Genomic DNA, 24,764 nt, shown 5'->3' on the forward strand with positions numbered 1-24,764 from the left:
ATAACATCAATTTCTTTTTAATAGCTTACATGAGAAAAAATAAAACCCATGACACAATTGCAGCAATCGTTGCGCAACTGGCATAGGTTTTATTTTTGAGTTAATACATGTTGAATTACAAACAGGAAAGATCAGATTCCCAATGTTTCATGACTCAGCCATAATTTCATCCGGGACAGTACCTCTTTCATATTGAGCGGTTTGCTAATATAATCCGAAGCTCCTGCCGCGATACATTTATCACGATCTTCTTTCATGGCTTTGGCAGTCAAAGCAATAATAGGGAGCTTCTTGAGATTCAATCTATCACGGATCTGGCGAGTGGTCTCATACCCATCCAACTCTGGCATCATGATATCCATCAAGATGATATCCGGATTCGCTTCTCCGCTCTCTAACATCTCCAGACACTCGTAACCATTCTGAGCTGTTATCACTTTCATGTCATACTGCTCAAGCGCATTTGCCAAGGCATAAACATTTCGAATATCATCATCGACAACGAGAACCTGACGACCATTCAATAATGATTCTTCAAGTGGAGTCAGCAACATCTCGATTTTGGTTGAATTCATTCCTGAAGCACTGTTTATTTCAGGAGCAGTCACAGCAACCTCATTCAAGAACAATCTGGAGTTCTGCATAACCTCAGGCTCTTCCCTTCTAAGCGGGAGGAATAGGGTGAAGACACTTCCTTGTCCTTCGCGGCTCGTTGCCGAGATTGATCCTCCCAACAGATTGGCAAGGGATTGAGAGATCGACAGTCCCAGTCCGGTTCCACCGTATTTTCGAGCTGTGGCTCCATCGGCCTGTTTGAATGCATCAAAGATCTGCAGCAGTTTGTTCTCCGAAATACCAATTCCGGTATCACTAACCGAGAAAGCTATAACATCCGTCTCTGCTCCGTTCCCATCAGGATTGGACAGACTCACTCTGGAAATAGTTAAGGCCACTTCTCCTTCATTGGTGAATTTGAATGCGTTGGAAAGTAAATTTCTCAGAATCTGATGTAATCGCATCTCGTCGGAAAAAATCGTTTCCGGCAGAGGGCTTTGAAGCTGAATACGAAAATCAATTCCTTTTTGCTCAGCCGTTTTCAGGAAATATTGATTCATCGCTTCCGGCAGGCTTCCAAGATAGACATCATCCAAGTCCACTTCCATCTCCCCGGCCTCCACTTTGGAAAGATCGAGAATATCGTTAATCAGATTCAACAGGTCCTTGCCTGATGCATGGATCACCGAAGCATATTTCTGTTCTTCACTGTTTAAGTGCTGATGCTTGTTCTCAGCCAAAATCTCGGACAGAATCAGCATACTGTTCAGCGGAGTGCGCAGTTCATGCGACATATTCGCCAGGAACTCAGACTTGTAACCAGAGCTTGTCCGTAACTGATCCGCTACTTCTGCAAGTTCACTGGCAGAGGTCTCAGCCGCATTTTTCTGCAGTTCCAGACGCTCGTTCAACATGTGCAGTTCTTCTGTCTGCATATGTAACTCTTCCGTCTGAGACACCATCTCTTCGGTCTGTGCCTGCAATTTCTCCGATTGTGTCTGCAATTCTTCATTCAACACCTGGGATTCATCATACAAATGCTGTAATTCCATGCGTGTGACAGTGGAATGAAGCGAGACCCCGAAGATTTCGATCAGTTCGGTTAGCAGCTTTGTTTCTTTTGGTTCGATCTGCTTCATAGAAGCCAGTTCGATTACAGCTATCGTTTTACCTTCAAATACCACAGGTGCTACCGTGAGTGATGCAGCTGACGCATCACCAAGACCCGATGAGATACGAATATAATTTTGAGGCAAGTCGTTCATTTGCAGAACCCGCTTCTCCATTGCACTCTGACCGACTAACCCCTCACCCGGTGCAACGGATACTTTACCGAGGGAACGCTCTTTCTCTCCGTCTGCCGCATACGCAGCTACACGAATGAGACGATTCTCTTTCATCGCATATAACACGCCATAAGGTGCTTCTAGCAGGATCGCGACTTGGTTTAGGAACAAACGTGACAGTCCCTCCAAACTTGTAGGGTTTTGCAGGAGTGTAGCTATGCTGGCAACCCGATCCTTAAGTCGATTCTGTTCCTGTACCGTGTCCAGCAATAAGTTCGTCTCTTTACCTAAATCACCGACCTCATCTTGTGTACGGACAATAATACGCTGTGTGAGATTGCCGCCTTGAGATATGTCGCTGATGGTATGTTTGACTTCACGAAGAGTTTTGACGATATTGCCCGAAATGACAAGCGCTGCGGCAACAGATAATCCGGCAACGGCAGCCCATAAGGTATACATAATGGTAAGCAATGTGGAGCTTCGTGCTGCGAGCTCGGTCACCCGGCTTTCCGTCAGTCGCAACTCTGTATTGCGGAAATTCTCGAACTCGGATCTTAACAGATCAATTTCGCCTTTCCCTGGATCGGAATGGAAAAATTCAATGACTTTCTCCTGATCTCCTTGTCTCTTTAGGGCCACCGAGGCTGATCCGGCAACATCAATCCAACGGATAATATGTGTTTTGATGGTTTCCAGAGTCATCTGCTGGGATGGGTTATCACTAACCAGCTCATACAGTTCGGCATAATTGGAGTTCCACTGGGTTAGAGCTTGATTGTATGGCTCCAAATAACTTTCTTCCCCGGTGATCATGAATCCCCGCTGACCTGTTTCCATATTCAGAACATTTTTCTCAATGGCATTGGTCAGGTTATGCACTTCCAGGTCGTGGTGGCTGATAAAATCGATTTCCTTCTGCGATGCATCAATTTGGGCAGATAACACCAGCAAAACGGCACCAAATAACAACACAACCACTAGATAGCCCAATAGAATTTTGGAGCGTATCGTGAATCTTCTCTTTTTCGACAACGCAGAAACCTCCAATGAAATAAACAATTCCGATCAATTAAAAAAACAGTCGCATATGTAGTTTATATGTATACGTATAGACTGACAAGTATTAGTTCACGAAACCTCACGAGCTAAAAAAACGACCTGCGGATGCAGGTCGCTTGTTTATTAGAATGAAGTTCGCATGATAATGATTGATTAGGCTTTCGGGGCAATCATTTTCGCTGGATCAACATACTGATCGAATTGCTCTTCCGTAAGCAGACCTGTCTGCAAAGTGGCTTCTTTCAGAGACAGTCCTTCTTTATGCGCAAGCTTGGCAATTTTGGCTGCATTCTCATAACCGATGTGCGGATTAAGAGCAGTAACCAGCATAAGCGAATTATTCAGATTATGTTCAATCTGACTGAGGTTAGGCTCAATACCCACCGCACACTTATCATTGAATGCAACGATGGAATCAGCAAGAAGCTGAACAGATTGCAGGAAGTTATAGATAATAACCGGTTTGAACACATTCAACTCGAAGTTACCCTGACTTGCTGCGAAACCAATCGCCGCATCGTTCCCCATCACTTGCGTAACCACCATGGTCATCGCTTCGCTCTGGGTTGGATTCACTTTACCCGGCATAATGGAACTGCCCGGTTCGTTCTCTGGAATACGAATCTCTCCCAGACCACTTCGTGGGCCACTAGCCAGCCAGCGAACATCATTGGCTATTTTCATTAAGTCAGCTGCAAGCGCTTTAACTGCACCGTGAGCGTAGACCACTTCATCATGACTTGTAAGCGCGTGGAATTTGTTTGGCGCGGATACAAAATCCTTGCCGGTATGCTTGCCAATTTCCTTGGCTGTATAATCACCAAAGTCAGGGTGTGCATTAATTCCGGTTCCTACAGCTGTACCACCAATTGCGAGTTCTTTCATATAATTAACACTATCCCGGATCATGCGTTCACTCTTATCGAGCATCGCTTCCCAGCCGCTGATCTCCTGACCGAGTGTAATTGGCGTTGCATCCTGAAGATGAGTACGTCCAATTTTGATAATATCTTTGAATTGTTCCGATTTGTCTGCAAAAGTGGCTTTCAGCACCGCGATTGCCGGCAAGAGCTGATCTTCAACAGCAAGTACACCTGCAACATGCAGAGCCGTTGGGAATGTATCATTGGAGCTCTGGGACATGTTCACATCATCATTCGGATGCAGACGTTCTTCCTTGCCCTTTTGTTCCAGCAACTGGTTACCCAGATTGGCAATGACCTCGTTTACGTTCATGTTGGACTGTGTTCCGCTACCCGTCTGCCATACCACGAGCGGGAAATGATCATCAATCCGGCCTGCAATAATTTCATCAGCAGCATAAGCGATTGCATCCGATTTGGCAGCGGATAATTTACCTAATTTATGGTTACTGGCAGCAGCACTTTTTTTCAAAATGGCAAGAGCACGTACAACTTCCATCGGCATATGCTCGCGACCGATCGGAAAGTTCTCCTTGCTGCGCTGCGTTTGAGCTCCCCACAGCCTGTCGGCTGGTACTTTCATTTCACCTAACGTATCTCTCTCAATGCGGTATTCCACTTGCTTTTCCTCCTCCAAAAAGATGGTTTGGGTCTCTACAAAAATACGTATACATTCTTTTCTTCACAGCATCTTGCATCTGTTGATTCCAAAGTCACCTTTGGGATTTATGCAAAATGCTTTTATGAGCAAAGCTTGTGTATCTTGTCATATTATACATGATTGCCTGACTGGTTTTCACCTTTTCGACAAAAATGTAAGCGCGACGCAAAATGTCCGAGTATTTATTTTTGCGTTTTGATCGGATAAAGACGGCTGGTTTGCTCGAATAATTCTCCCGGCTCAAGACCAATTAGACCGATCTCTTCAGCAGGAATGCCTTGTACATTCGGAGCGTTAACCAGGTTCATCTGTGGCTCAGGACAGAAGAATCCGCCAGACATATTGTTATTCCAGATCATCCAGTGCTTGTATGACGTGCCTACATCGTATACCAACTTGTCACCGGTACGATGATCGGTAAGCTCCATATAGTTTCGCCCATTCTGCGGTTCTGCAGTGTAATGGTTGTCCATGGCTGCAAAAAACGGACTAACACCCTCACCCTTTAATTGCTCTTCCTCTGGTGTAAGCGGTTGAAATTGTCCCGTAGGCAAAGAACGTTCATTTAATTCACGACGCTGACCAATCGTTATTTTGGCCGTGTAATCGGATGCCTGGCTTTCCGGTGCAAAAGGTACGCTAATGGCTGTATGAAATGCGAACAAATTCGGCATACGTTCCTTCCCGTTATTGCGGACATTCAATTGCTGCTGAAGTCCCAGACTACTCAACGAATAACGGAGCGTTACTGTAAAGGTGAATGGCAGGTATTTGTAGAACACATGTCCTTCCTTCACTTCCTGACTAAGCAGAACATAACTCTCCAGCTCGTTAGATCCGTAGCCCTCAACCTTCCACTCGGCATCATGCAGGAATCCGTGCAGATGGTTGCCTGTAGCTGGTTCGTTTATAGGTAGTTGATAGACTTCGCCGTTCCAAGGGAATCGACCATCCTCATAGCGATTTGGTGGAGAAAGAATCGGAATACCGTAAACAGCAGGTGCAGCCATAAACTCGTCCATATGTTCCTGGTCTGGCTCACGCAAATAACGGAATCCCTGCTCTGTATCACGGAAAGCAACAAGGTTGGCACCCACGCTCGGAATAACAGCTGCTTCGAATTGATTAAAACGAAGCCAGACGGCTGGTATACCTCCAAATTGTTCTTCGAAAGCTGCATTTTGCTGTGTCATCGTTATATGTACCTCCTGCATACTAAGGTTATATTATACGGCTCGACTATATCATGACCACGCACAAAATACCAATCTATGATAGAGAACAAATTCATGATAGAACGACAAAAAAGACAGCTACGATGCTCCGTGGCTGTCTCCATCCCCTTATGCTGCCGTAATGGAATCATTCCAGATTTCAATGGAATACCCCTGTATGACATCGGCTCTATTAATCCACATATTTGCCGTGATCCGGAACGGCGGTCTGTTCAAAATCAAGATCGAGTCGCTCCAGCGAATCTCTCAGCATTTCTCCGGTTAAGGAATGACCGTGCCCGGTAACAGCAACTATGGGCTCCAGTCGTCGAATATGCTGAACTGATCGATGAGCCGCTTGCCAATCCGTCGTGAAATATGTGGGTGGACCGTGCAACTGTTTGTCCTGAAGCAGCACACTCCAGAGCGATTCCTGTTTCACAGTGACAATCGCGTCTCCCGCAATCAGGATACGGTCTTCTTTTCGAAATAGCGATACATGGCCCGGTGTGTGACCGGGAGTATGCAGCCATTCCCATCCAGAAACACCTGGGATTGAATGATCATCCGGCAGACTGAATATCCGATCATCGAGATTAATAGCTTCATTAGGATAAGCAAATGACAGCCGTGCCATCAAACCGCCATCTACAGTAGGGTCCGCCGGAGGGTAATCTTTCACACCTGTCAAATAAGGCAGTTCCAGCGGGTGTGCATACACCGGGACACCCCAGAATTGTTCGAGTTCGATGACGGTCCCTACATGATCAAAATGACCATGTGTCAAAATAATCGCAGACGGTGGACCAGGAAAGCGTTCAGTTGCAACATGAAGAATCTGATCAGTGAAACTGGCCATTCCAGTGTCCACGAGCACCCAGTTCCTGCTTCCAGGCTCCCCTATGAACACAACATTAACGAACAGTGTACGCAGACTGAGGATATCGTGCGCGACTTCTTCAAGTCCCGTCATTCCTGCTGTAATCAGATTGTCAGATGCCATTCACGGTTACCTCCCATTCAGGCGGATTGTCTCTCTGGTTCCATTCATCTGTCATAGACTTCCCTTTTCTGGAGTAACTATTCTTTATTCCCAATAAAATAGACGATGGACGCCCTGTTTCAGGCATACACCGTCTAGTATAATCAGCTACATTCCATATTAGAACAAGAACCTCTCGGTCCTATTATGCCGGGTAAGCATCCAGTGCCGCATCAAGCAGTTGATTGTACATATCATCATCGTTTTCAAGCAGCTCGTCCATACGCAGCAATTCATCTTCATCACCGGATTGTTCAGTGAAATGCAGACTATAGTCCCAATCCTTGCCGTTCTTGCTCATAAACGTAATCTCATAAACTGACTTTTCGCCTTCTGCACGAAAAACCGTATTTCCTACATAATTCTTCTCATCTTCACGACGCATCTCTGCACGAATAATCTCAATATTCACAATCGTTCTCTCCTTTAATCTCTCTTCAGTTGCAGGTCTCCACAATTTATGGTAAACCTAGTTTGGTAATTATTATTGGTTAATTGTACAATATATATCGTAGCAACGTATACCTTATTCAATGAGGGAACCTTACTGACTCCTTACATACCTGTAATGAGGACTATAATAACAAACAGCTACGACATTATACCAAACAGGAGGTACAAATAGCATGAACAATTTTGAAACGAATTTACAACAATATGCCGAACTGGCAGTCAAAGTGGGTGTCAATGTCCATCCTGGGCAGACGCTCGTCGTAAACGCACCCATTTCCGCAGCACATTTTGTGCGCCTGATCGTCAAAGCCGCTTATGGCACAGGTGCCAAGTTGGTCAAAGTAAACTGGAGTGATGAGGTTATTACACGTCTTCACTATGATCTCGCACCAGAGGAATCCTTCTCCATTGAACCAAAATGGTTTGCAGGGGAAATGACTGAACTCGTAGAAGAAGGTGCCGCCATTCTGCATGTTATTGCAGAAAATCCGGACCTGCTTGCCGGTGTTCCTCAAGAACGCATCGTGACTAGTCAGAAAGTTCGCGGTAAAGCGATGGAGAAATATCGTTCCTATCAGATGGCAGACAAATTCAGCTGGTCCATTGTGGCAGTTCCTTCCCCTGAATGGGCAGCCAAAGTATTCCCTGATCTTCCGGCTGAGCAGCAAATTGATAAATTGTGGGATGTCATCTTCAAAACCGTTCGCATTGGTGAGAAGGATGCTGTCGCAGAATGGAAAACGCATTTGCTGAATCTCGACTCCCGCGCAGATCTGCTTAACGAGAAGAAATACAAAAAACTTCATTATACTGCCCCTGGCACAGACCTGACGATCGAGCTTCCTGAAGGTCATCTGTGGGTATCCGGTGGAAGCATCAATGAGCAGGGACACGTCTTCGTTGCCAATATGCCTACAGAGGAAGTGTTCACCGCTCCACTGAAAACCGGAGTTAACGGTACAGTTCGCAGCACCAAGCCACTGAGTTATGGTGGCAACCTGATCGACGGCTTCTCCATCACTTTCGAAAATGGCCGAATTGTCGATTATACTGCTGAACAAGGACTCGATTCATTGAAAAGCTTAATCGAAATGGATGAAGGCGCACATTATCTGGGCGAGGTAGCTCTCGTTCCACATCAATCGCCAATTTCGGATACGAATATTTTGTTCTACAACACCCTCTTTGATGAAAATGCATCCAACCATCTGGCTATCGGTAACGCCTATGCCTTCTGTCTGGAAGGCGGCAAAACGATGTCCAAGGATGAATTGATCAGCCATGGCATGAACTCCAGTCTCACTCATGTGGATTTCATGATTGGATCAGGAGAAATGAACATTCACGGTGTCACTTCCGAAGGTAGCGAAGAGCCAATCTTCCTGCAAGGCAACTGGGCTTTCTAATTTAGACGATGTAAATGAGAGAGAGGGTCACTCCTCTCTTTTCCTGCGTATGCGGAGCATTCATGATATGGAGGAACTTGATATGTTGAATTTTGAACAAAAACTGGATCGTTATGCTGAACTGGCTGTAAAAGTTGGAGCCAACGTTCAGCCCGGACAAATCTTCGTTATCAGCGCGATGATTGATACAGCTGAATTCGTGCGTTTGTTGGTGCGTAAAGGCTACGAGGCCGGAGCAAAGAAAGTCATCGTCAAATATGGAGACGAAACTGTCAATCGGCTGCGCTTTGAAATGGCGCCTGAGGACTCTTTCCAAGATGCACCGAAATGGCATGCCGCTGAACTTGAGGAGCTGGCAGCGAACAATGCTGCGTTCTTGACCATATTGTCATCCAGCCCAGACCTGCTAAAAGGCATCGATCCAGAACGCATTTCCACCCATCAGCGTACATACGGACAGGCGATGTCCAAATACCGTCAGTATCAGCAGGCGGACAAAATGAGCTGGACAGGAGTAGCCTGTCCTTCGCCGGATTGGGCCGCCAAAGTCTTCCCTGACCTTCCCCCTGCCGAGCAGATGAAACAGCTCTGGGAAGCCATTTTTGCTGCTGTAAGAGCTGATCTCGAAGATCCTGTAGCGGCTTGGGAGCAGCATATTGAGCGATTGGAGCACAAAGCAGTTGCCCTGAACAGCAAAAAATATAAAACACTGCATTTTGTTTCTCAGGGAACCGACCTTACTGTTGATCTTCCTGAAGGGCACATTTGGGCGCAGGCTGGCAGCATTAACGAACAAGGTACTCATTTTGTAGCCAACATTCCGACAGAGGAAGTATTCACCGCGCCGGCTAAATATGGGGTAAACGGCAAAGTGTCCAGTACCAAACCACTCAGTTATGGCGGAAGTATCATTGATCGTTTCTCCCTTACATTTGAGAACGGACGCATCATTGATTTCCACGCCGAAGAAGGTCAAGATACCCTTGAAAGACTCATTAAAATGGATGAAGGTTCGCATTATCTCGGCGAAGTCGCTTTGGTGCCCTTCCATTCTCCAATCTCGGAAAGTGGTATTCTCTATTACACAACGCTATATGATGAGAATGCATCATGTCACCTCGCTATCGGCAGTTCCTACGCTTTCAATATTGATGGTGGCAAAACCATGTCAACCGAAGAGCTTGCAGCTCGCGGCATGAACTCCAGCATTACACATGTGGACTTCATGATGGGATCGCCGGAAACGAACATTTACGGTGTTACAGCGAATGGCGAGCGTGAAGCCATCTTCCTGAACGGCGATTGGGCTTTCTAAGCCATTTGTATCTGTTATTCTACGATTATTAAATAACACATAGAGGCTGCCCTACTAACCATAATTTACTGGTTAGTGAGGCGGCCTCTCTCTATTTCGGCTATACTTTTTCTGCTTCTGTCGGACTAACCTCCCATTGTATCGCTTCCATATAATGTTGTAAAATGAAATGATACCAATGTTTGTGGATTGTTCACCAGAAAGGAGAACATCATGGCCAATCGGCTCCAATTACTCTTAGCCTCAGATTTCCATAATTTGGGCCCTCAGCTTCAAGAAGAAGTGTACTACGAATACTATAATATGGTACATGGTCTCATCGTTTACATCATCAAAGAACGTGCTGCAGCAGAAGATATCATTCAGGAAGCTTTTATCAAAATCATTAAAAACAAACCTCTCTTTGACAACGAAGTCAAACTGAAAGCCTGGCTGAAGGTTGTCACACGGAATACCGCCATTAATTATCTGAGAAAAAATAAAAATAACCGTAACCAACTGGATACGGATAGTGTTTTTATAGATATGGAGACAATTAATCAGACGGCAGCTTCCGTAGAGAGCACGGTGGAGACTCAAATGATGAAGGAATCCATCGAGTTCTATCTGGAACAGCTTAAGCCGGAATACCGTGTACTCGTGGAGCTGCGCTGGAAAGAGGGTCTTTCCTATCGGGAAATGGCCGATCTGCTTGATACATCCGAAGAGATAGTGAAGCAACGTTTGTTCAGAGCCCGAGGAAGTATTAAGAAGAAATTACATAAGGAATGGGGTGGAAGTATTGAGCAAAGGCAAGTCCGATAAGCATATGGATTCATTTGATTCAGAGCTGGAAGACGATTTTTTTGATGCCGCGTTTGATATGGCTTTTGACGAGGCCTTCCATCAGGCTGTATCTGCCACCCCTGCTTCCCACACCGAACCCATGCGTCAATCCTGGCTCCGAGTTCAAAAGGAAATTGCCCGGGTTGGCATACGCAAGAAAAGAATGCGCACCATACGTTTATCTGTCATTGTTGCTGCGTCCGTGACCATCGGCGCCGTCATCTTCAGTATGCCTACCGGGACGCAAGCCGTCTCCCCTTTTGTACAATCCATCAAGGACTGGGGCAATGGTATGAAATCCATTGTTATCGAGGATCGTACTACTCATTTGGGCGCTGATCCGTCGACAGCCAAGACCCCTCCACCTCCTGAACGCGGAGTTAATGAAGCTCCCAAATTCTATTCTGGAGACGAACCACAAGAGGATGAAGATATAGTTCTCCCCTTCTATGAGACATCACATTTACTTGAAGCTGTTGTTGTAACCAAGGAAATAGCACGCTCGGGATTTATGGGTGATTTTTTGTTATCAAAAGCGATTCCCGAGCGGTTTACAAAGATCAAATTTGAGCTCATGCTGGATACCCTCAATCCCGTCAATCCGGAAGATTATTACGAATCTCAACGCATGAGGATTCGTTATAGCGGCGAAGGCAAAAATGGTGAAGAAGAAGTCATTCAGTTTGATTATGCCTATGTTTCGCCTGGTCAGATCATTGAGGGGCCCATGCTTCGCGAAACAAGTATCGTCAAATTGGCTGATGGCAGCAATGCATTTATGTACCTCGGTCCCCCCTATAATACCTTTCAATGGATGATGGGTTCTGTCAATATGAGCTTATTCGGAACCGTCTCGGAAGAAGAGATGACTGCCATTGCCAATGACCTGCAGGAACAAAAATTTCCAGGTAGTACTCGCAAGTAAATTAAAATAATACGTTGCTTGAAATATGTGTTGTCGTCTCAAGCTTGACCCCATCGTCGGCCGTGTGAAGACTGACGACTCGATAGTAATATCCGGTTATAACCGTCCACTTCGATTGGGCATTCAGGGTCTGCGTTTGCGTTTTCTTCTTGGAACCGGATTGATAGAGTATCCAGGCCGATCCCGTCCAGCGCTCAAGTCGATAATCGACTTGCAGCGATTTCATTTCCGAGAAGGTCGTTGTTGTTGTATTTACAACCGCAGTCAGCCCCCCTCCAGGTGTAACCGTCCCCTCTGCCTGATAAATATAATTTGGGGAAGACAACATATTAACACTTGGTTCCAAGGGCGGTGGTGGTGGAGTAAGCGCGTGAGGCTGGATACTTGGACTGGCTACAGCTACCCCGGCGGTTGGTATAGCAAGAATTATGGGTGCCGATAGTGCTGCAACAATCATGACTTTCAACATGGACGTTATTCTTATTTTCCGCATATGTATCCACCCTTCATTTTCCAAATTTGATTTTGTGTAAATATTAAACGGATGTAGTGGTTAGAAGGTTTCAAAAAAATAAAAGACGCTCCGACTTACATGTCGGCAGCGTCTTTTGGTTCTCTGATGCATCATCGGGTAAATACATACTGAATGGATGAAACCTAAATAATTCCATTCCGTATCCATAAGATAACGTTGATATGAAATTATTCTCACATGCCTCAGACCAAATGACAGGCTACAAAATGATCCGCTCCAACGTTACGGTACGCTGGAATTTGCTGCTTGCAGATATCTTTTGCCCATGGACAACGTGTATGGAACTTGCAGCCAGTTGGCGGATTCACCGGACTGGGGATATCCCCTTTAAGTACAATTCGTTCCCGTTTCAATTTGGGAATCGGCACAGGTACAGCTGATAGCAAAGCTTTCGTATACGGGTGCAGTGGATTGCCGAACAACTCATCTCTGGAAGCCGTCTCGACCATGGAGCCCAGATACATCACTCCAATGCGGTCACACAGATGTTCCACTACACTCAGATCATGCGAAATAAACAAGTAAGCAAGGCCACGCTCTTGCTGAAGCCGTCTGAACAGGTTAATAATCTGAGCCTGAATGGACACGTCCAGTGCAGATACCGGTTCATCTGCGATAATCAGTTTTGGATTTAAGATCAAAGCTCGCGCAATCCCTATCCGCTGTCGCTGTCCACCAGAGAACTCATGGGGAAAACGATCAATATGATAAGATGATAATCCGCAGGCTCCGAGTACCTCCTTGACGAGATCACGAACCTCGCTCGCGGTCGCCAATCCGTGATCCAATACAGCCTCCCCGATCGCATCACCAATACGTATGCGTGGATTTAGTGAACTATAGGGGTCTTGGAAAATAAGTTGAAGCTGCGGACGAATCTTCCGCACTTCCTGCATAGATAAATGATGCAAGTCTACACCTTGAAAACGAATCTGTCCCTCCGTTTTCTCTGTTAAGCGCACGATGGTTCTTCCCACGGTGCTCTTGCCACTTCCGGATTCACCCACTAATCCAAACGTCTCACCTTCATGGATCGTGATGCTGATATCATCGACCGCTTTCACATGGGCTACTGTTCGATTCAATAAACCTTTGCGCACTGGAAAATAGGTTTTGAGATGTTCGATTTCCAATAGAGGTTCAGACATGACTCAACGCCTCCTCATACAGCCAGCATGCAGCCTTCTGTCCGGGCCCAAGCTGCTTCAGCGTAGGCATTTGCGTGGTGCATATCGACATACAGTGCTCACAACGATCAGCAAAATGACATGAATCTTTTAAGGATAGTGGATCAGGTACATGTCCGGGTATCGAATACAATTCGTCCTGCCTTTGATTGATAATGGGCTTAGAGCGAAGCAATCCCTGGGTATATGGATGTTTGGGAGACTCAAACAATTGCACAACTTCCCCCTCTTCTACCACTTTGCCTGCATACATTACAACGACATAATCCGCCATTTCGGCTACAACGCCAAGGTCATGCGTGATCATCAGAATGGAGGTTCCTGACTGGGACTTGATGTGCTGTAACATATCCAATATCTGCGCTTGAATGGTCACATCCAGTGCGGTGGTTGGTTCATCCGCGATTAACAGCTTCGGGTTACATGAGATGGCAATGGCAATCATAATGCGCTGCAGCATGCCTCCACTCAGTTCGTGCGGATAGCTGTTTACAATCTGTTCCGGTCGTGAAATACCAACTTCGGCGATGAGTTCAACCGCTCGTGCACGAGCCTGCTTTTTACTCATTTTCAAGTGTACAATTAGCGGCTCCATCAATTGCTCACCGATCTTCAGAACGGGATTCAGAGAGGACATCGGTTCCTGAAAAATCATGGAGATGTCATTGCCCCGGATGGCGCGCAGCGAAGATTTACTTTCTCGGAGCAGATCCCGTCCACCAAAACGGATCGCACCGCCTACCACCTTGCCTGCCGGTTCTTCAATCAATCCCATGATCGACATAGCGGTTACACTTTTTCCACAGCCCGATTCACCAACGATGCACACCGTCTCCCCTTCACGCACATTCAGGCTTACGCCGTCGACGGCTTTGACATTGCCTTCTTCCGAGTAAAAATGAGTTTCAAGTTGTTCAATTTCAATCATATTTTGCATGAGGCGTGCTCACCTTCTCTTCTGTTTGGGATCTAATACGTCTCGAAGACCATCACCAAAAATGTTAATCGCAATAACGGTCACGAAAATGGACAGCCCTGGCGGAATCCATAACCACGGATGCTGTTGAAAATCAATCATGTTGTTGGCCGCATCGATCATATTGCCCCATGTAGGCGTTGGCGGCATGACACCGAGTCCAAAAAAGCTGAGTACTGACTCGCTTAGAATGGACCCACCGATATTCAGAGTCGCCATGACGATGAGCAGCGGGACAATATTGGGCAGAAGATGGTGAAGCAGTTTGCGACGGTCACGCAAGCCAAGAACAACAGCAGCCTGCATGAATTCACGCTCCCGCAAGCTTAACATCTGTCCCCGTACCATTCGGGCCATACCGGGCCAGTTGACAAAGCTGAGCATCAGCATGACGATATACATTCTGGAATCCGGTGGAACTTTCCAATCCGATAACAACGCGCCGAAAATGAACAGCAGCGGCAATCCCGGAATCGTAAGCAGCAAGTCGGCAATCCTCATAATGACCTGATCAACAATGCCACGATAATATCCGGCGATGGCTCCAAGCAAGGAGCCGATAAATACGGATAGAACCATGGAAGCCAAACCAACAGTGAGCGAGATACGACCAGCCATCAGCACACGGGTAAGCACATCCCTACCAAGCGCATCTGTACCAAGCCAATGATGAATGCCTGGACCTTGTTTCATTGCCGCCATATTGATCTTGTTATCGGTATAAGGTGAGAACAGCGGTCCAATGAAACAAGCCACAAACATCAACAAAACCACGATGAATCCGCCAACGGCAAGTTTGTTCTTGAGCAGTCTTCGGAGCGACAATTTCCATAAAGAAGACTTGGTAGGAACCTTTAAAGGTAAGGCAGCTTCTGCGGCATTTCTCGTTACAGACGATGAAGAGATTGTCATTTTCATAGCCCCCTATTGCAAACGGACACGCGGATCTGCGATGTGATAGAGCACATCAGACAGTAGCGTTCCAATGACGGTCAGGATGGCGATAAACATGGTAAAGCCCATCAGCAGCGGATAATCACGCAGTGAGAAGGACTGCATATATAACTGGCCGATACCGGGCCAGCTGAATATTTTCTCAATAATCAGTGAACCGCCGAATAAGGACGGCAGCTCGAATCCAATCAGTGTAATTGCAGGTAAAAGAGCATTGCGCAAGGCATGGGTATATAACACTTTGCTTTCTTTTAAACCCTTGGCTCGCGCTGTTCGAATATAATCCTGCTTGATCACATCAATCATGTTGCTGCGGAAGTAACGGGTAAGTGAGCCTACCCCAAGCAGGGTCATGACAATTACAGGCAAGGTCATGTGCTGAATCACCTCTTTGACATAGGCCAGACCGGTGGCATTACTTCCTGTAGTCATCATGCCGCCTGGAGGCAACCATTTTAAGTCAACCGCCAGCAGTTTAATCAAAAACAATCCGATAAAGAAGGATGGCACGGACATGGCTGCAAATATGCCTATCATCACGAAGGTATCGAACCACGAGTACTGCTTATAGGCAGCGATCACACCGATAATAACCGCGATGAACCAGGTCAGGAACGTGGTCACCGCAGCTAACAGGAATGAATTCCAGATATATTCGTTGAACAGCGAGAGTACTGGCTTTTGTTGTGCCAATGAATATCCGAAGTCCCCGTGTACAGCATTTTTCATCCAGATGAGATACCGTTCGATAACTGGCTTGTCCAGTCCGTATAATTCGCGCAGTTCGGCCTTGCGCTCAGGACTCAGCTTAATGTTGCTGGAGATGTAATCTCCAGGAGTAAGTGCATACAGGCTGAAAATCAGAACGGAAGCGGCCAGCAAAATAAGAACCATGTATGTCATCCGTTTCACAATGTAAGTGCTCATATCAGGCTCCTTATCAATGCGTCCCCTGCATCTGCGACATCGCAAACACAAGGGACGTTTTGTTTATTTCGGTATTGATGTTTCTTGATTCATACCACCGCTTATTTCAGAGACCATTCCGGCAAGCTGGTTGCAATCCCGCGGTATGGACTGACAGAGAGCCCATCGATCCGACCGTTATAAGCGTAAACTGTTTTTTTGTAACTGGTGAAAATGACAGGCAACTCATCGTTGAGCAACTGGTACAGCTCTTTGTATACTGCCTTGCGTTCCTCTATGTCTGTCGTAGCCAGACCTTTGTTGTACAGCTCTTTCACTTTGGGATTGTCGTACCCTTTCAGCTCACCATCCACAAATTGCAGTACCCCGTCTGAAGGATCCGTTAGCATCGGTGTGGAGAAGGAAGCCACGTCGTAATCGCCGCCCTCCACTTTGGAGACAAGTGAGTTGAAATCCGCGAAGACTTCAGGCTGGAACTGCACGCCAATCGCCTCGAAGTTTTCTTTGGCTACAGCAATGAAGATATCCGTGGCTGGACTTTTCGTTCCGAGGAAATGCAGGGATAACTTTTTCCCGTTTTTCTCACGGATGCCATCCGTTCCAGTCACCCAGCCTGCGTCGTCCAACAATTGATTGGCTTTGTCCGGATCATAGGCGTATGGATTAATACCTTCTTCCGTATAAGACCATGAAATAGGTGAAGTCGGGATGTTGGCAACAGCTCCTGCCCCTTGGTTGGCGTCCACATAGATGGACTGTCGATCCAGGCCATAGGTGATGGCTTGCCGTACTTCTTTTTCCTGAAGCTGTTCATGTTCCAGATTGAGCTGTAAATATCCGTATGTACTTGGTGTGTAAGGCAGAAGGTTGAGGTATGGGATATTTTTCAGCTTATCAATATTCTCCTGGGTAGCCGTGAACGAAGTGAAGTCGATCTCTCCGGTCTCAATAAACTGCCAGGTGTCTCCTTCCGATGTTTTATATATGAAATGCTCGGTTTTCGGTTTGCCCTTGTAGTAGAATTCATTGGCAACGAATCGGACTTCCTGACCCGGAATGAACTTTTCAAGTTTGTAAGGACCATTACCTACAGGTGTTGCATGAAGATTTTTAATGTATTCAAGCTTGCCGAATTGATAGTCTTTGCCGTAGTAGGCTTTGGACAACACCTCTGAGCCCAATGTAAGCAGAGCAGTTGCGTTTGGTTGTTCCAGTGTGACCGAGATCGTTAACGGATCAATGACCTTAATACCCTCAATGTGATCTGCCTTTCCTTCGGTATACGCTTTGCCGCCTTTCACCTTGGTGGAGAAAATATCAAATCCCCCGTCATACGACTTGTCATGCAGAATGGTCCATGTAAAAGCAATATCATCTGCGGTGAGCGCGGAGCCGTCACTGAACTTGGAATCTTTTCTCAGATGAAACGTGTATGTACGCTGATCGTCGGACACATCCCAGCTTTCAGCGAGATCAGGAACAGGCAATCCCTTCTCATCTACGGTCACGAGCGAAGCAAAAAGCAATGAAGCAACGTTGCCATCATATCCGCTCTGATGGAAGTACGGTGTGAAAGCCCCGCTGGGATCCGTAAGTCCCACAATAACCGTATCCGTCCGTTTTTTTGCCGTCTCAGGTAATTGATTCAGGTCCGTTGCCTGAAATGGTGCATCCAGTGCTGCTGAAACCGGAGTGGCTTGTGTACCCGGATTCGTTGTCCCGCTTCCAGCAGTAGTGGTCTCTGCTCCCCCACCTCCAGCACATGCCGATAACACAATTGCACTACTGATAATTAACGATGCCACGGATAAACCTTTCACTCTCATAAAATCCTCCCCAATTCATAAATGATCCATATTTTTCTCGCTCAGCCGTTCCTAATTCCCGAAATAATCCAGAATATATATAATTCCTATGAAATTAGTAAGGTATAAGTTCGATAAGCCCTATTATAAGAACCGCATTCGGTTCTGTAAATAGAGAACCACAAAAAAATATTTATATTAAACCCATTAATATCCACTTTAAAGCGATAAAATAGCCGTATGTTTTGCGCGGATTTCCTGAATAAATTTCAGTTCGGCCACAACAAACATACGGCTGTATCAGAGGAATACTTTTTTTCTAAAAACCACATTTTGATAAACGTTATTGCTCCAAATAATTCATGACATTCGGCAAAATCTGCTCCAGTGCATGAAGACGAAGAGAATACTCAACCAGGCTCTCTCCTTCAAAATGAGCATAGACCAACCCTGCTCCACGAAGCTTGGAAAGATGGTCATGAGTAATTCCTTTGGAGAGCTTCAAGTGACGAACAATTTCTATGAACGAACGCGGTCCCTGATGCAGAAAACGCATGATTTTCAGTCGGTTCTTCTCTCCCAAGCTGCGAATCACACGCAAATGATGGGTCGGAATATACTCATGGTCTCCCATATACAATCTGGAGGAATAATGGCACAGCAGAGTATCCCCAAAATGCAGGATGACATTTAGCGGCTGAAAATGAAATTGTGGTACAAGCAGCAGTCTCTCCAGCCCCTTTATGTCCCGGAACATCAAACCGTTGGTCGCATCGTCGAGTACTTTTTCCTGGGGAGATTGACTTAACTGTTCCTTGCGGTTCAGAACCTCCTGGCGCAGATGTTGTAAGATTACGGGATCAAGCAAGCTAAAATATTGCTCATTCCACCCGGTTAAGACATAGGTCATCTTAGTCTGGAAAGCAGCGATATCATCTGTATACGGGAAGCTGTACCGACTAAAAATGTCATGGAGTTCAAGCACTGTTCGTTGGCTGAACCATTCAATAAAATCCTCCGGCTCCTCGGCTTCCACTTGCAAACAGACAAGCAGATACATCCATTTCCAATCATCATCCACGTTCATATTTTGCAAGACAGCAGCAAGCTCAGGGGTTAGTTGCCCTTCTGTCTCTTGCGCCCAGGCTATAGATAAATCAATCTTTTTATGCGATTTTCGGCAAATATATGTATGCAAACTAGCCATGAATTCAAATACAGGCGTAAATCCAACCTCAATGCGATAGCTCAATCTCAACCTCTCCTATCTTGCAAAGTCGTTCCATTATACCCTGTTTGCAGCCGTGCATGCTACGATTATAGGGTAAACAAAAAGCCGCACAGTGAAATATTCCACCGTACGGCTTCTCAATAGACCGGATCTCCTGTCTCCAAAAATAATACCTTGGATCAGGCTCCTTCGCCTTCAACCATCAGTTCCAGCTTAATGACATTCACACGTGAAATCCGCTTATGTTCGGTCTCTTGAATAACAAAGACATATCCACCATACTCTACCGATTGCCCCACTTCTGGTGGGATGGCCTCTACTCTGGAGTATAACCAGCCGCCAATCGTATCATAATCCGCCCGGTCCATATCCAGCCCAAAGCGTTCACTAACCTCTTCAATCAGCATGAGGCCGTCAATGGAATATTCCATCTCATCCACTTTCTCAATTGATGGACGCTCTTGGTCAAATTCGTCCTGAATCTCGCCCACAATCTCTTCCATGATGTCTTCAAGCGTTACAAGGCCGGAGGTTCCTCCGTACTCATCAATCAGGATGGCAATCTGTGTCTTGCTACGTTGCATCCGCTTGAGCAGGTCACTGATGGGAGTGGAATCGGGTACTGCGAGAATCGGCCGAATCACCGAGATGGTATCTGTAAGCTGAGATCGCATCAGGTCTTTAATGTGAATAAAACCGATAATATGGTCTTTGTCACCGTTATAAACCGGATAACGGGTACGCATGCTTTCACTGGCAATTTCCAGATTTTCCAGCATGGACTGATTGGCATTCAGGCAGATCATTTCCGTCCGCGGAATCATAATTTCACGGGCGGTTGTTGCCGTAAAATCAAATATATTATCAACAAGTGCCAATTCAGTATTGTCAATTAAACCGCTCTTATTGCTTTCTTTCATCAGAATGCGTATTTCATCTTCACTATGCGCTGAGTCATGCTCCGAGGCCGGTGCCATGCGAAACACTCTCAGCAGGCTATTCGCCATACCATTCAATGCCCATATAAAGGGATACATTAATTTGTAAAAGAACGTAAGCAACGCCGCAGACCATAACGTGATCGTCTCTGATTTGCGGATGGCCATCGTCTTGGGAGCAAGTTCCCCGAGTACAATATGCAAAATCGTAATAATAACAAAAGCAATCGCAATGGAAATTCCGTGTACGTATACCGGACCCATTCCAAACGCAGTAAACACGGGCTCTAACAGGTGAGCAATCGCTGGCTCTCCCAGCCAACCGAGTCCAAGTGAAGCAAGCGTTATGCCCAATTGACACGCGGATAGATAAGCATCCATGTTGCGTACAATATTGGAAGCATAAATCGCATTTTTATTGCCTGTTTCCACCAAAGCTTCAATCCGGCTACCACGAACTTTGACCATCGCGAATTCTGCCGAGACAAAGAAACCATTCATCAATACAAGCAAAGCAATTAAAAATAAATTTAATATACTTGGTAAGGGGTCACTCAAATTATCATCCTATTCGCCGTCATTCTTCGGCAAATAGGTCCACCTCCTTCGAAAATGTAGGATATTTGCCATTCTGCCGCTCATATGCAGTTTCAACTTCCCAATGCGTTCACCTCCACCTTCTTCTGTCGAATGACAAGGATATGCTTCTTTTATTATATAATTCTACACTACACAGTCAATCCGTGTCCTATGACAACGAAATGATGCATACAGGCTATTTCATTAACAAATGTACCGAATACGCAGTTTTTTTTACGTTTTACTAACAAATATATGCATCTTCTTGCTTACAGTTTAACTTTTCTCTTACGCTCAGTTAATCATTCAGCGATATACTTCCAAATAGAACAACAATTTTTGATTCCGGAGGTATGTACATTGAAAAGCCATCATGCTATGAAATGGAATGCTCTACTACTCAGCGCGGCTGTTGCGATCACAGCAGTGCCCTGGCAGGTCCATGCTGAACCCGTATCTGCCCAGCTACAGACGACCCAGGCCGCATTTACCATTTTACCTATCGACCGCGCTCAGATTCTCGCAGGCCAAAAGCTGGATTTCCGGGTTGAGCTGAACGGTGCCAAGCTGAATTCGAAAGACATTAAAATTCAAGTTAATGGTTTGTCACCGGACAAATACTTCGGCAAGTCCGGAACATGGACAACCAGCACCGACCTGAGTACAGAATACACCATACGGGATGTTGCCTTCAAAGAGAGCGATTCCATCGTGGTAACCGCCGAAACGACTGCTACAGGCAAGCGTACATATTCACGGGTCGTATACCAAGTGTTCGATCCTTCCAAAGACACAGCCACACTGACAAACGGTGAGCAAGCCAAAAATGTCGTTCTGATGATCGGCGATGGCATGAGTGCCAATATTCGTACCGCCGCACGTGTTGTATCCAAGGGTATTAACGAAGGCAAATTCAAGGGTTGGCTGGAGATGGAACAAATGGATGCCATGGGTATGGTCACCACGTCTGGCATGGATTCCATCGTCACCGATTCCGCCAATAGTGCTTCCGCTTATGCAACCGGTCACAAAACAGCTGTAAATGCCGAGGGTGTCTACCCAGATAATACACCAGACCCTTTTGACGATCCGAAGGTGGAAAACATCGTTGAGCTGGTGAAACGGACACGTGGAATGGCTACCGGCCTTGTAACGACTGCGGATGTGACAGATGCGACACCTGCTGCGATGGCTGTACATACACGTAAGCGCGGAGAACAAGAAGCGATCGCCGGCATGTATCTGAATGAAGCCAATCGACCGGATGTAATTCTGGGCGGTGGACTGGAGTGGTTCCTTCCAGCAGCTGACGGTGGAAAACGCAAAGATGGACGCAATATTGTGGAGGAGTTCAAAAAAGAAGGATATACCTATGTTACAGATGCAACGAATCTGGACAAGTCTGCCTCTACCAAATCATTGCTTGGATTATTCCGCAAAGGCAACATGAACGTATATTATGACCGGGAGTATACTCAACCTAACAATGCAGAAATTGTGGGCAAGGATACAGATCAGCCAACGTTGATGGAAATGACCGACACAGCCCTTCAGGTGCTGGAACAGAACAAGAACGGATTTTTCCTGATGGTCGAAGGTGCATCAATTGATAAACAGGCTCACACGATGGATTTTGAACGTTCCGTATGGGATGCAATTGAATTCGATCAAACGGTTGGTCGGGTTAAGGAATATGCGAAGAAACACCCGGATACGCTCGTTATCGTCACATCCGACCATGGTCATTCCCTTACCCTCAACGGAACGTATAACACGGAAGCCGCCAAAGGTAAATCGGGCGACGAACTCCGTGAATTGATCGGCACATATGCTGATTCCAAGTTCCCGACGTATGTGGATGCAAACGGAGATGGCTTCCCGGATAATCCGGATTCCGAGTGGAAGATTGCTGTTGGCTGGGGCAATATGCCGGATAACAATGAGGACTATCTTGCTAATCCGGTACCAATCAGCCCTACCATTCAGGACCCTAACGTGAAGGACAAAACATGGTATATCGCTAACCCGGACAAAGACCCGGACGGTGTTCACTACACGGGTAACCTGCCTCATGATGAAGGCCAGGAAGTCCACACATTCGACGATGTGCCAATCAATGCCTCGGGACCAGGGTCCCGTCTGTTCTCCGGCTATCTCGATAATACGGATGTGTTCCGTAAGATGGTAACTGCATTGAAGTTGGATGCGTCCAAGTAGAATAACGGTTGAACTAACAAAAGAGTATCCTAGCTCATGCTCAGGCATGGCGGGATACTCTTTTTTCATAATTTTATCTATGATGAGGATTAGCTAGCATGTTTACTTAAAGCTTCGCTTTACTGCTTCTACTAATTTTATTCTGTTTCTGATGCCAACTTATTCTCTATAGGATCACTACGTTCCCATTAACGGTGTCCCAGCGCCACGGCGTGTCTTCCCCTTTGCCAATCTGAAGACCGCCAATCCAAGATGTATCATGTCTTAATAGTGCCCAATCTGCTTCTCCATTCAGCACTTGAATACCGAGTTCGGTCAAAGACAAGACACCGTGACGGAATTCATCATGATGCTGCTGGAAGTTAGGAAAAGCTTGTACACCACTTAATTGAAGTAAAGCATGAGGTTCCTCCGTCATTCTCTTCAGATGAGACCAGTACTCCAGATCACCCATTCCCAAGATATGCAATTGGTCTCCAACATGCTTGAATAATGCATAAGGGCTATCCACGCCCTCTCTTACGGCCTCCAGTGTGGATTGCTCAATTATGCCCAGTCCGTTCGATACAGAAGGCAGACGGGACAGGTGGGCCTTGAATGCAGCCTGTGCAAAAGGGAGCACCGATGTATTTTTCAGTAAGTAGTCCTTGTGATCCTGAATGTCAGATGATGCATACGCTCCCCAAAACTCGCTGCCAGCCTGGATTTCCTCTGCCCCCATCACATGCCAGGTACCTGATAAACGTCCGATCTGTGAGGGTGTGAGTTGCCCAAGTCCCCGAAAATGTTCTATTTCCGGATAGGTATCGATGCATAACAGATTCAGCTTTGTATTCTTCAGGTCCTGTTCCTTGAAATAGTGCAGCAAATACGATAGCATTGCCTGATCATAGAGGTCATACTCAAACCATAGGACGATCTCTTCGTGCTGATGGAATGACTTAAGTGTCTGCTCAAGTTCCTTGATTTTCAAATATTCAGTCTGTGGAATACTCAAGTGCTGCTCCAAATATTGTGCACGTTCACTTCGATCCTTCTCATTCCTCATATTTCTTGTTATCGGTCCAAATGTATAAAGCTCTCGCCAAACCAGAATTTCACCTTGAATCCCGCTTTGTCTTAATCGATCTGCCGCATGGTCACCATTCATAATGTGAAGCATCCCTTTTCCTCCTTCGTATAAATCACTAAATACTGAAATCACATCGGCCACAGGCAATGAACGTCTGAGCCTGGATCTGGCATCATACAACCGTTTCTTCAGAGCCGGAACATTAACCCCAAGGAATTCCGACATTTCCTTGAGCGAGTAGCCCTGAAAATAAAAGAGTTCAACAGCAAGCTGCATGGAAGTTGGCAAAATGGAAATCGAATCGCGCAGGAGGCGATGCACCTCTCCTTTCAAAGCCTGTTCTTCAGGATTATGAGCCTGATCCTCTTCCTGAATTACATCCTGAATCTCCAGGACCGGGACGGTGCCATGCTGCTTACGCCTCATTTGACGGTAACACTGTCTCTCCACGATGACTTTGAACCACCCTGGAAAAGCATCAGGATTGTCCAGTTTGGACAAATTCGCAAAGGCCTCCGTGAATGCCTCTTGTACTACATCTTCGGCCAGGAACGTATCCCCTAATTTTTGATAGGCGACAGCCAGTGCCATCCCGCGAAATTGCGTCACCAGCTGTTCATATGCCTCGGCTTCGCCATTGATTGCTCCATCGATCCATGTCTTCAATATGTTTTGC

The 24,764-nt window shown here is 46.1% G+C and carries 19 protein-coding genes; 5 read left to right on the forward strand and 14 right to left on the reverse strand.

Translation table 11 applies throughout. The annotated features are described in order from the left end of the window. Nucleotides 1–131: 131 nt before the first annotated feature. From CRO25_RS18585 to CRO25_RS18605, 5 genes are all read right to left on the reverse strand, one after another. A complete protein-coding gene (locus CRO25_RS18585; protein ID WP_079695998.1) occupies nucleotides 132–2,876 on the reverse strand; it encodes a CHASE3 domain-containing protein in 2,745 nt (914 codons plus the stop codon). A 180-nt stretch (nucleotides 2,877–3,056) separates the two neighbouring features. Beyond that, nucleotides 3,057–4,445: a class II fumarate hydratase gene (fumC, locus tag CRO25_RS18590; RefSeq protein ID WP_079695999.1), complete on the reverse strand. Its 1,389-nt coding sequence runs from the start codon at nucleotides 4,443–4,445 to the stop codon at nucleotides 3,057–3,059. Between the two features lie 224 nt (nucleotides 4,446–4,669). Continuing rightward, complete coding sequence (locus tag CRO25_RS18595; protein WP_079696000.1) at nucleotides 4,670–5,680, reverse strand: aldose 1-epimerase; 1,011 nt, start codon at nucleotides 5,678–5,680, stop codon at nucleotides 4,670–4,672. Nucleotides 5,681–5,894: 214 nt separating this feature from the next. Beyond that, nucleotides 5,895–6,704, reverse strand: a complete 810-nt coding sequence (locus tag CRO25_RS18600) for an MBL fold metallo-hydrolase (RefSeq protein ID WP_079696001.1) — start codon at nucleotides 6,702–6,704, stop codon at nucleotides 5,895–5,897. 184 nt (nucleotides 6,705–6,888) lie between these two features. Continuing rightward, nucleotides 6,889–7,155, reverse strand: a complete 267-nt coding sequence (locus tag CRO25_RS18605) for a hypothetical protein (RefSeq protein WP_079696002.1) — start codon at nucleotides 7,153–7,155, stop codon at nucleotides 6,889–6,891. A 214-nt stretch (nucleotides 7,156–7,369) separates the two neighbouring features. On the opposite strand from CRO25_RS18605, the gene CRO25_RS18610 reads away from it, so the two are divergent. From CRO25_RS18610 to CRO25_RS18625, 4 genes are all read left to right on the forward strand, one after another. After that, entirely contained in the window at nucleotides 7,370–8,602 is a 1,233-nt protein-coding gene (locus tag CRO25_RS18610) for an aminopeptidase (protein ID WP_079696003.1), read from the forward strand. A gap of 82 nt (nucleotides 8,603–8,684) precedes the next feature. Next, nucleotides 8,685–9,917, forward strand: coding sequence for an aminopeptidase (locus tag CRO25_RS18615; RefSeq protein WP_079696004.1), 1,233 nt, complete (start codon nucleotides 8,685–8,687; stop codon nucleotides 9,915–9,917). Nucleotides 9,918–10,130: 213 nt separating this feature from the next. Continuing rightward, nucleotides 10,131–10,721 carry an RNA polymerase sigma factor gene (locus CRO25_RS18620; RefSeq protein ID WP_079696005.1) on the forward strand — a complete coding sequence of 197 codons (591 nt, stop codon included), beginning with the start codon at nucleotides 10,131–10,133 and terminating at the stop codon, nucleotides 10,719–10,721. Between the two features lie 4 nt (nucleotides 10,722–10,725). Then, nucleotides 10,726–11,667: a hypothetical protein gene (locus CRO25_RS18625; protein ID WP_179800942.1), complete on the forward strand. Its 942-nt coding sequence runs from the start codon at nucleotides 10,726–10,728 to the stop codon at nucleotides 11,665–11,667. Between the two features lies 1 nt (nucleotide 11,668). On the opposite strand, the gene CRO25_RS18630 is transcribed toward CRO25_RS18625, so the two are convergent. The 8 genes from CRO25_RS18630 to CRO25_RS18665 all read right to left on the reverse strand — a co-directional run bounded on the left by CRO25_RS18630 (nucleotide 11,669) and on the right by CRO25_RS18665 (nucleotide 20,778). Further along, the gene (locus CRO25_RS18630; protein ID WP_079696007.1) at nucleotides 11,669–12,160 is read right to left on the reverse strand and encodes a hypothetical protein; all 492 of its coding nucleotides are present in this window, start codon (nucleotides 12,158–12,160) and stop codon (nucleotides 11,669–11,671) included. Between the two features lie 224 nt (nucleotides 12,161–12,384). Continuing rightward, a complete protein-coding gene (locus tag CRO25_RS18635; RefSeq protein WP_079696008.1) occupies nucleotides 12,385–13,350 on the reverse strand; it encodes an ABC transporter ATP-binding protein in 966 nt (321 codons plus the stop codon). Beyond that, the gene (locus tag CRO25_RS18640) at nucleotides 13,343–14,326 is read right to left on the reverse strand and encodes an ABC transporter ATP-binding protein (protein WP_079696009.1); all 984 of its coding nucleotides are present in this window, start codon (nucleotides 14,324–14,326) and stop codon (nucleotides 13,343–13,345) included. Before CRO25_RS18640 ends, CRO25_RS18635 begins: the two co-directional genes overlap by 8 nt. 9 nt (nucleotides 14,327–14,335) lie before the next feature. Continuing rightward, complete coding sequence (gene opp4C / locus CRO25_RS18645; RefSeq protein ID WP_079696010.1) at nucleotides 14,336–15,277, reverse strand: oligopeptide ABC transporter permease; 942 nt, start codon at nucleotides 15,275–15,277, stop codon at nucleotides 14,336–14,338. A gap of 12 nt (nucleotides 15,278–15,289) precedes the next feature. Further along, on the reverse strand, nucleotides 15,290–16,246 hold the full coding sequence (locus tag CRO25_RS18650) for an ABC transporter permease (protein WP_063563946.1): 957 nt from the start codon (nucleotides 16,244–16,246) through the stop codon (nucleotides 15,290–15,292). Nucleotides 16,247–16,347: 101 nt separating this feature from the next. After that, nucleotides 16,348–18,072 (reverse strand): ABC transporter substrate-binding protein, encoded by a 1,725-nt coding sequence (locus tag CRO25_RS18655; RefSeq protein WP_079696011.1) that lies wholly within the window; start codon nucleotides 18,070–18,072, stop codon nucleotides 16,348–16,350. A gap of 322 nt (nucleotides 18,073–18,394) precedes the next feature. Next, the gene (locus CRO25_RS18660) at nucleotides 18,395–19,303 is read right to left on the reverse strand and encodes a helix-turn-helix transcriptional regulator (RefSeq protein WP_256863682.1); all 909 of its coding nucleotides are present in this window, start codon (nucleotides 19,301–19,303) and stop codon (nucleotides 18,395–18,397) included. A gap of 158 nt (nucleotides 19,304–19,461) precedes the next feature. Next, the gene (locus tag CRO25_RS18665; protein ID WP_064638226.1) at nucleotides 19,462–20,778 is read right to left on the reverse strand and encodes a hemolysin family protein; all 1,317 of its coding nucleotides are present in this window, start codon (nucleotides 20,776–20,778) and stop codon (nucleotides 19,462–19,464) included. Nucleotides 20,779–21,159: 381 nt separating this feature from the next. Between CRO25_RS18665 and CRO25_RS18670 the strand changes: the two genes are divergently transcribed. Next, nucleotides 21,160–23,016, forward strand: coding sequence for an alkaline phosphatase (locus CRO25_RS18670; RefSeq protein WP_218670783.1), 1,857 nt, complete (start codon nucleotides 21,160–21,162; stop codon nucleotides 23,014–23,016). Nucleotides 23,017–23,182: 166 nt separating this feature from the next. Here the strand turns inward: CRO25_RS18670 and CRO25_RS18675 are convergent, their stop codons facing one another. Continuing rightward, a complete protein-coding gene (locus tag CRO25_RS18675; protein WP_079696012.1) occupies nucleotides 23,183–24,754 on the reverse strand; it encodes a sigma-70 family RNA polymerase sigma factor in 1,572 nt (523 codons plus the stop codon). Between the last annotated feature and the right edge of the window lie 10 nt (nucleotides 24,755–24,764).

Origin of the sequence: Paenibacillus sp. RU5M, from assembly GCF_900221055.1 — a bacterium.
GTDB lineage: Bacteria > Bacillota > Bacilli > Paenibacillales > Paenibacillaceae > Paenibacillus > Paenibacillus marchantiae.

Coding starts and splice junctions, on each gene's coding strand:
- CRO25_RS18595 (WP_079696000.1), bottom strand. CDS start 5,680: ATGACACAGCAAAATGCAGCTTTCGAAGAACAATTTGGAGGTATACCA.
- CRO25_RS18600 (WP_079696001.1), bottom strand. CDS start 6,704: ATGGCATCTGACAATCTGATTACAGCAGGAATGACGGGACTTGAAGAA.
- CRO25_RS18610 (WP_079696003.1), top strand. CDS start 7,370: ATGAACAATTTTGAAACGAATTTACAACAATATGCCGAACTGGCAGTC.
- CRO25_RS18615 (WP_079696004.1), top strand. CDS start 8,685: ATGTTGAATTTTGAACAAAAACTGGATCGTTATGCTGAACTGGCTGTA.
- CRO25_RS18620 (WP_079696005.1), top strand. CDS start 10,131: ATGGCCAATCGGCTCCAATTACTCTTAGCCTCAGATTTCCATAATTTG.
- CRO25_RS18625 (WP_179800942.1), top strand. CDS start 10,726: ATGGATTCATTTGATTCAGAGCTGGAAGACGATTTTTTTGATGCCGCG.
- CRO25_RS18630 (WP_079696007.1), bottom strand. CDS start 12,160: ATGCGGAAAATAAGAATAACGTCCATGTTGAAAGTCATGATTGTTGCA.
- CRO25_RS18635 (WP_079696008.1), bottom strand. CDS start 13,350: ATGTCTGAACCTCTATTGGAAATCGAACATCTCAAAACCTATTTTCCA.
- CRO25_RS18640 (WP_079696009.1), bottom strand. CDS start 14,326: ATGCAAAATATGATTGAAATTGAACAACTTGAAACTCATTTTTACTCG.
- opp4C (WP_079696010.1), bottom strand. CDS start 15,277: ATGACAATCTCTTCATCGTCTGTAACGAGAAATGCCGCAGAAGCTGCC.
- CRO25_RS18650 (WP_063563946.1), bottom strand. CDS start 16,246: ATGAGCACTTACATTGTGAAACGGATGACATACATGGTTCTTATTTTG.
- CRO25_RS18655 (WP_079696011.1), bottom strand. CDS start 18,072: ATGAGAGTGAAAGGTTTATCCGTGGCATCGTTAATTATCAGTAGTGCA.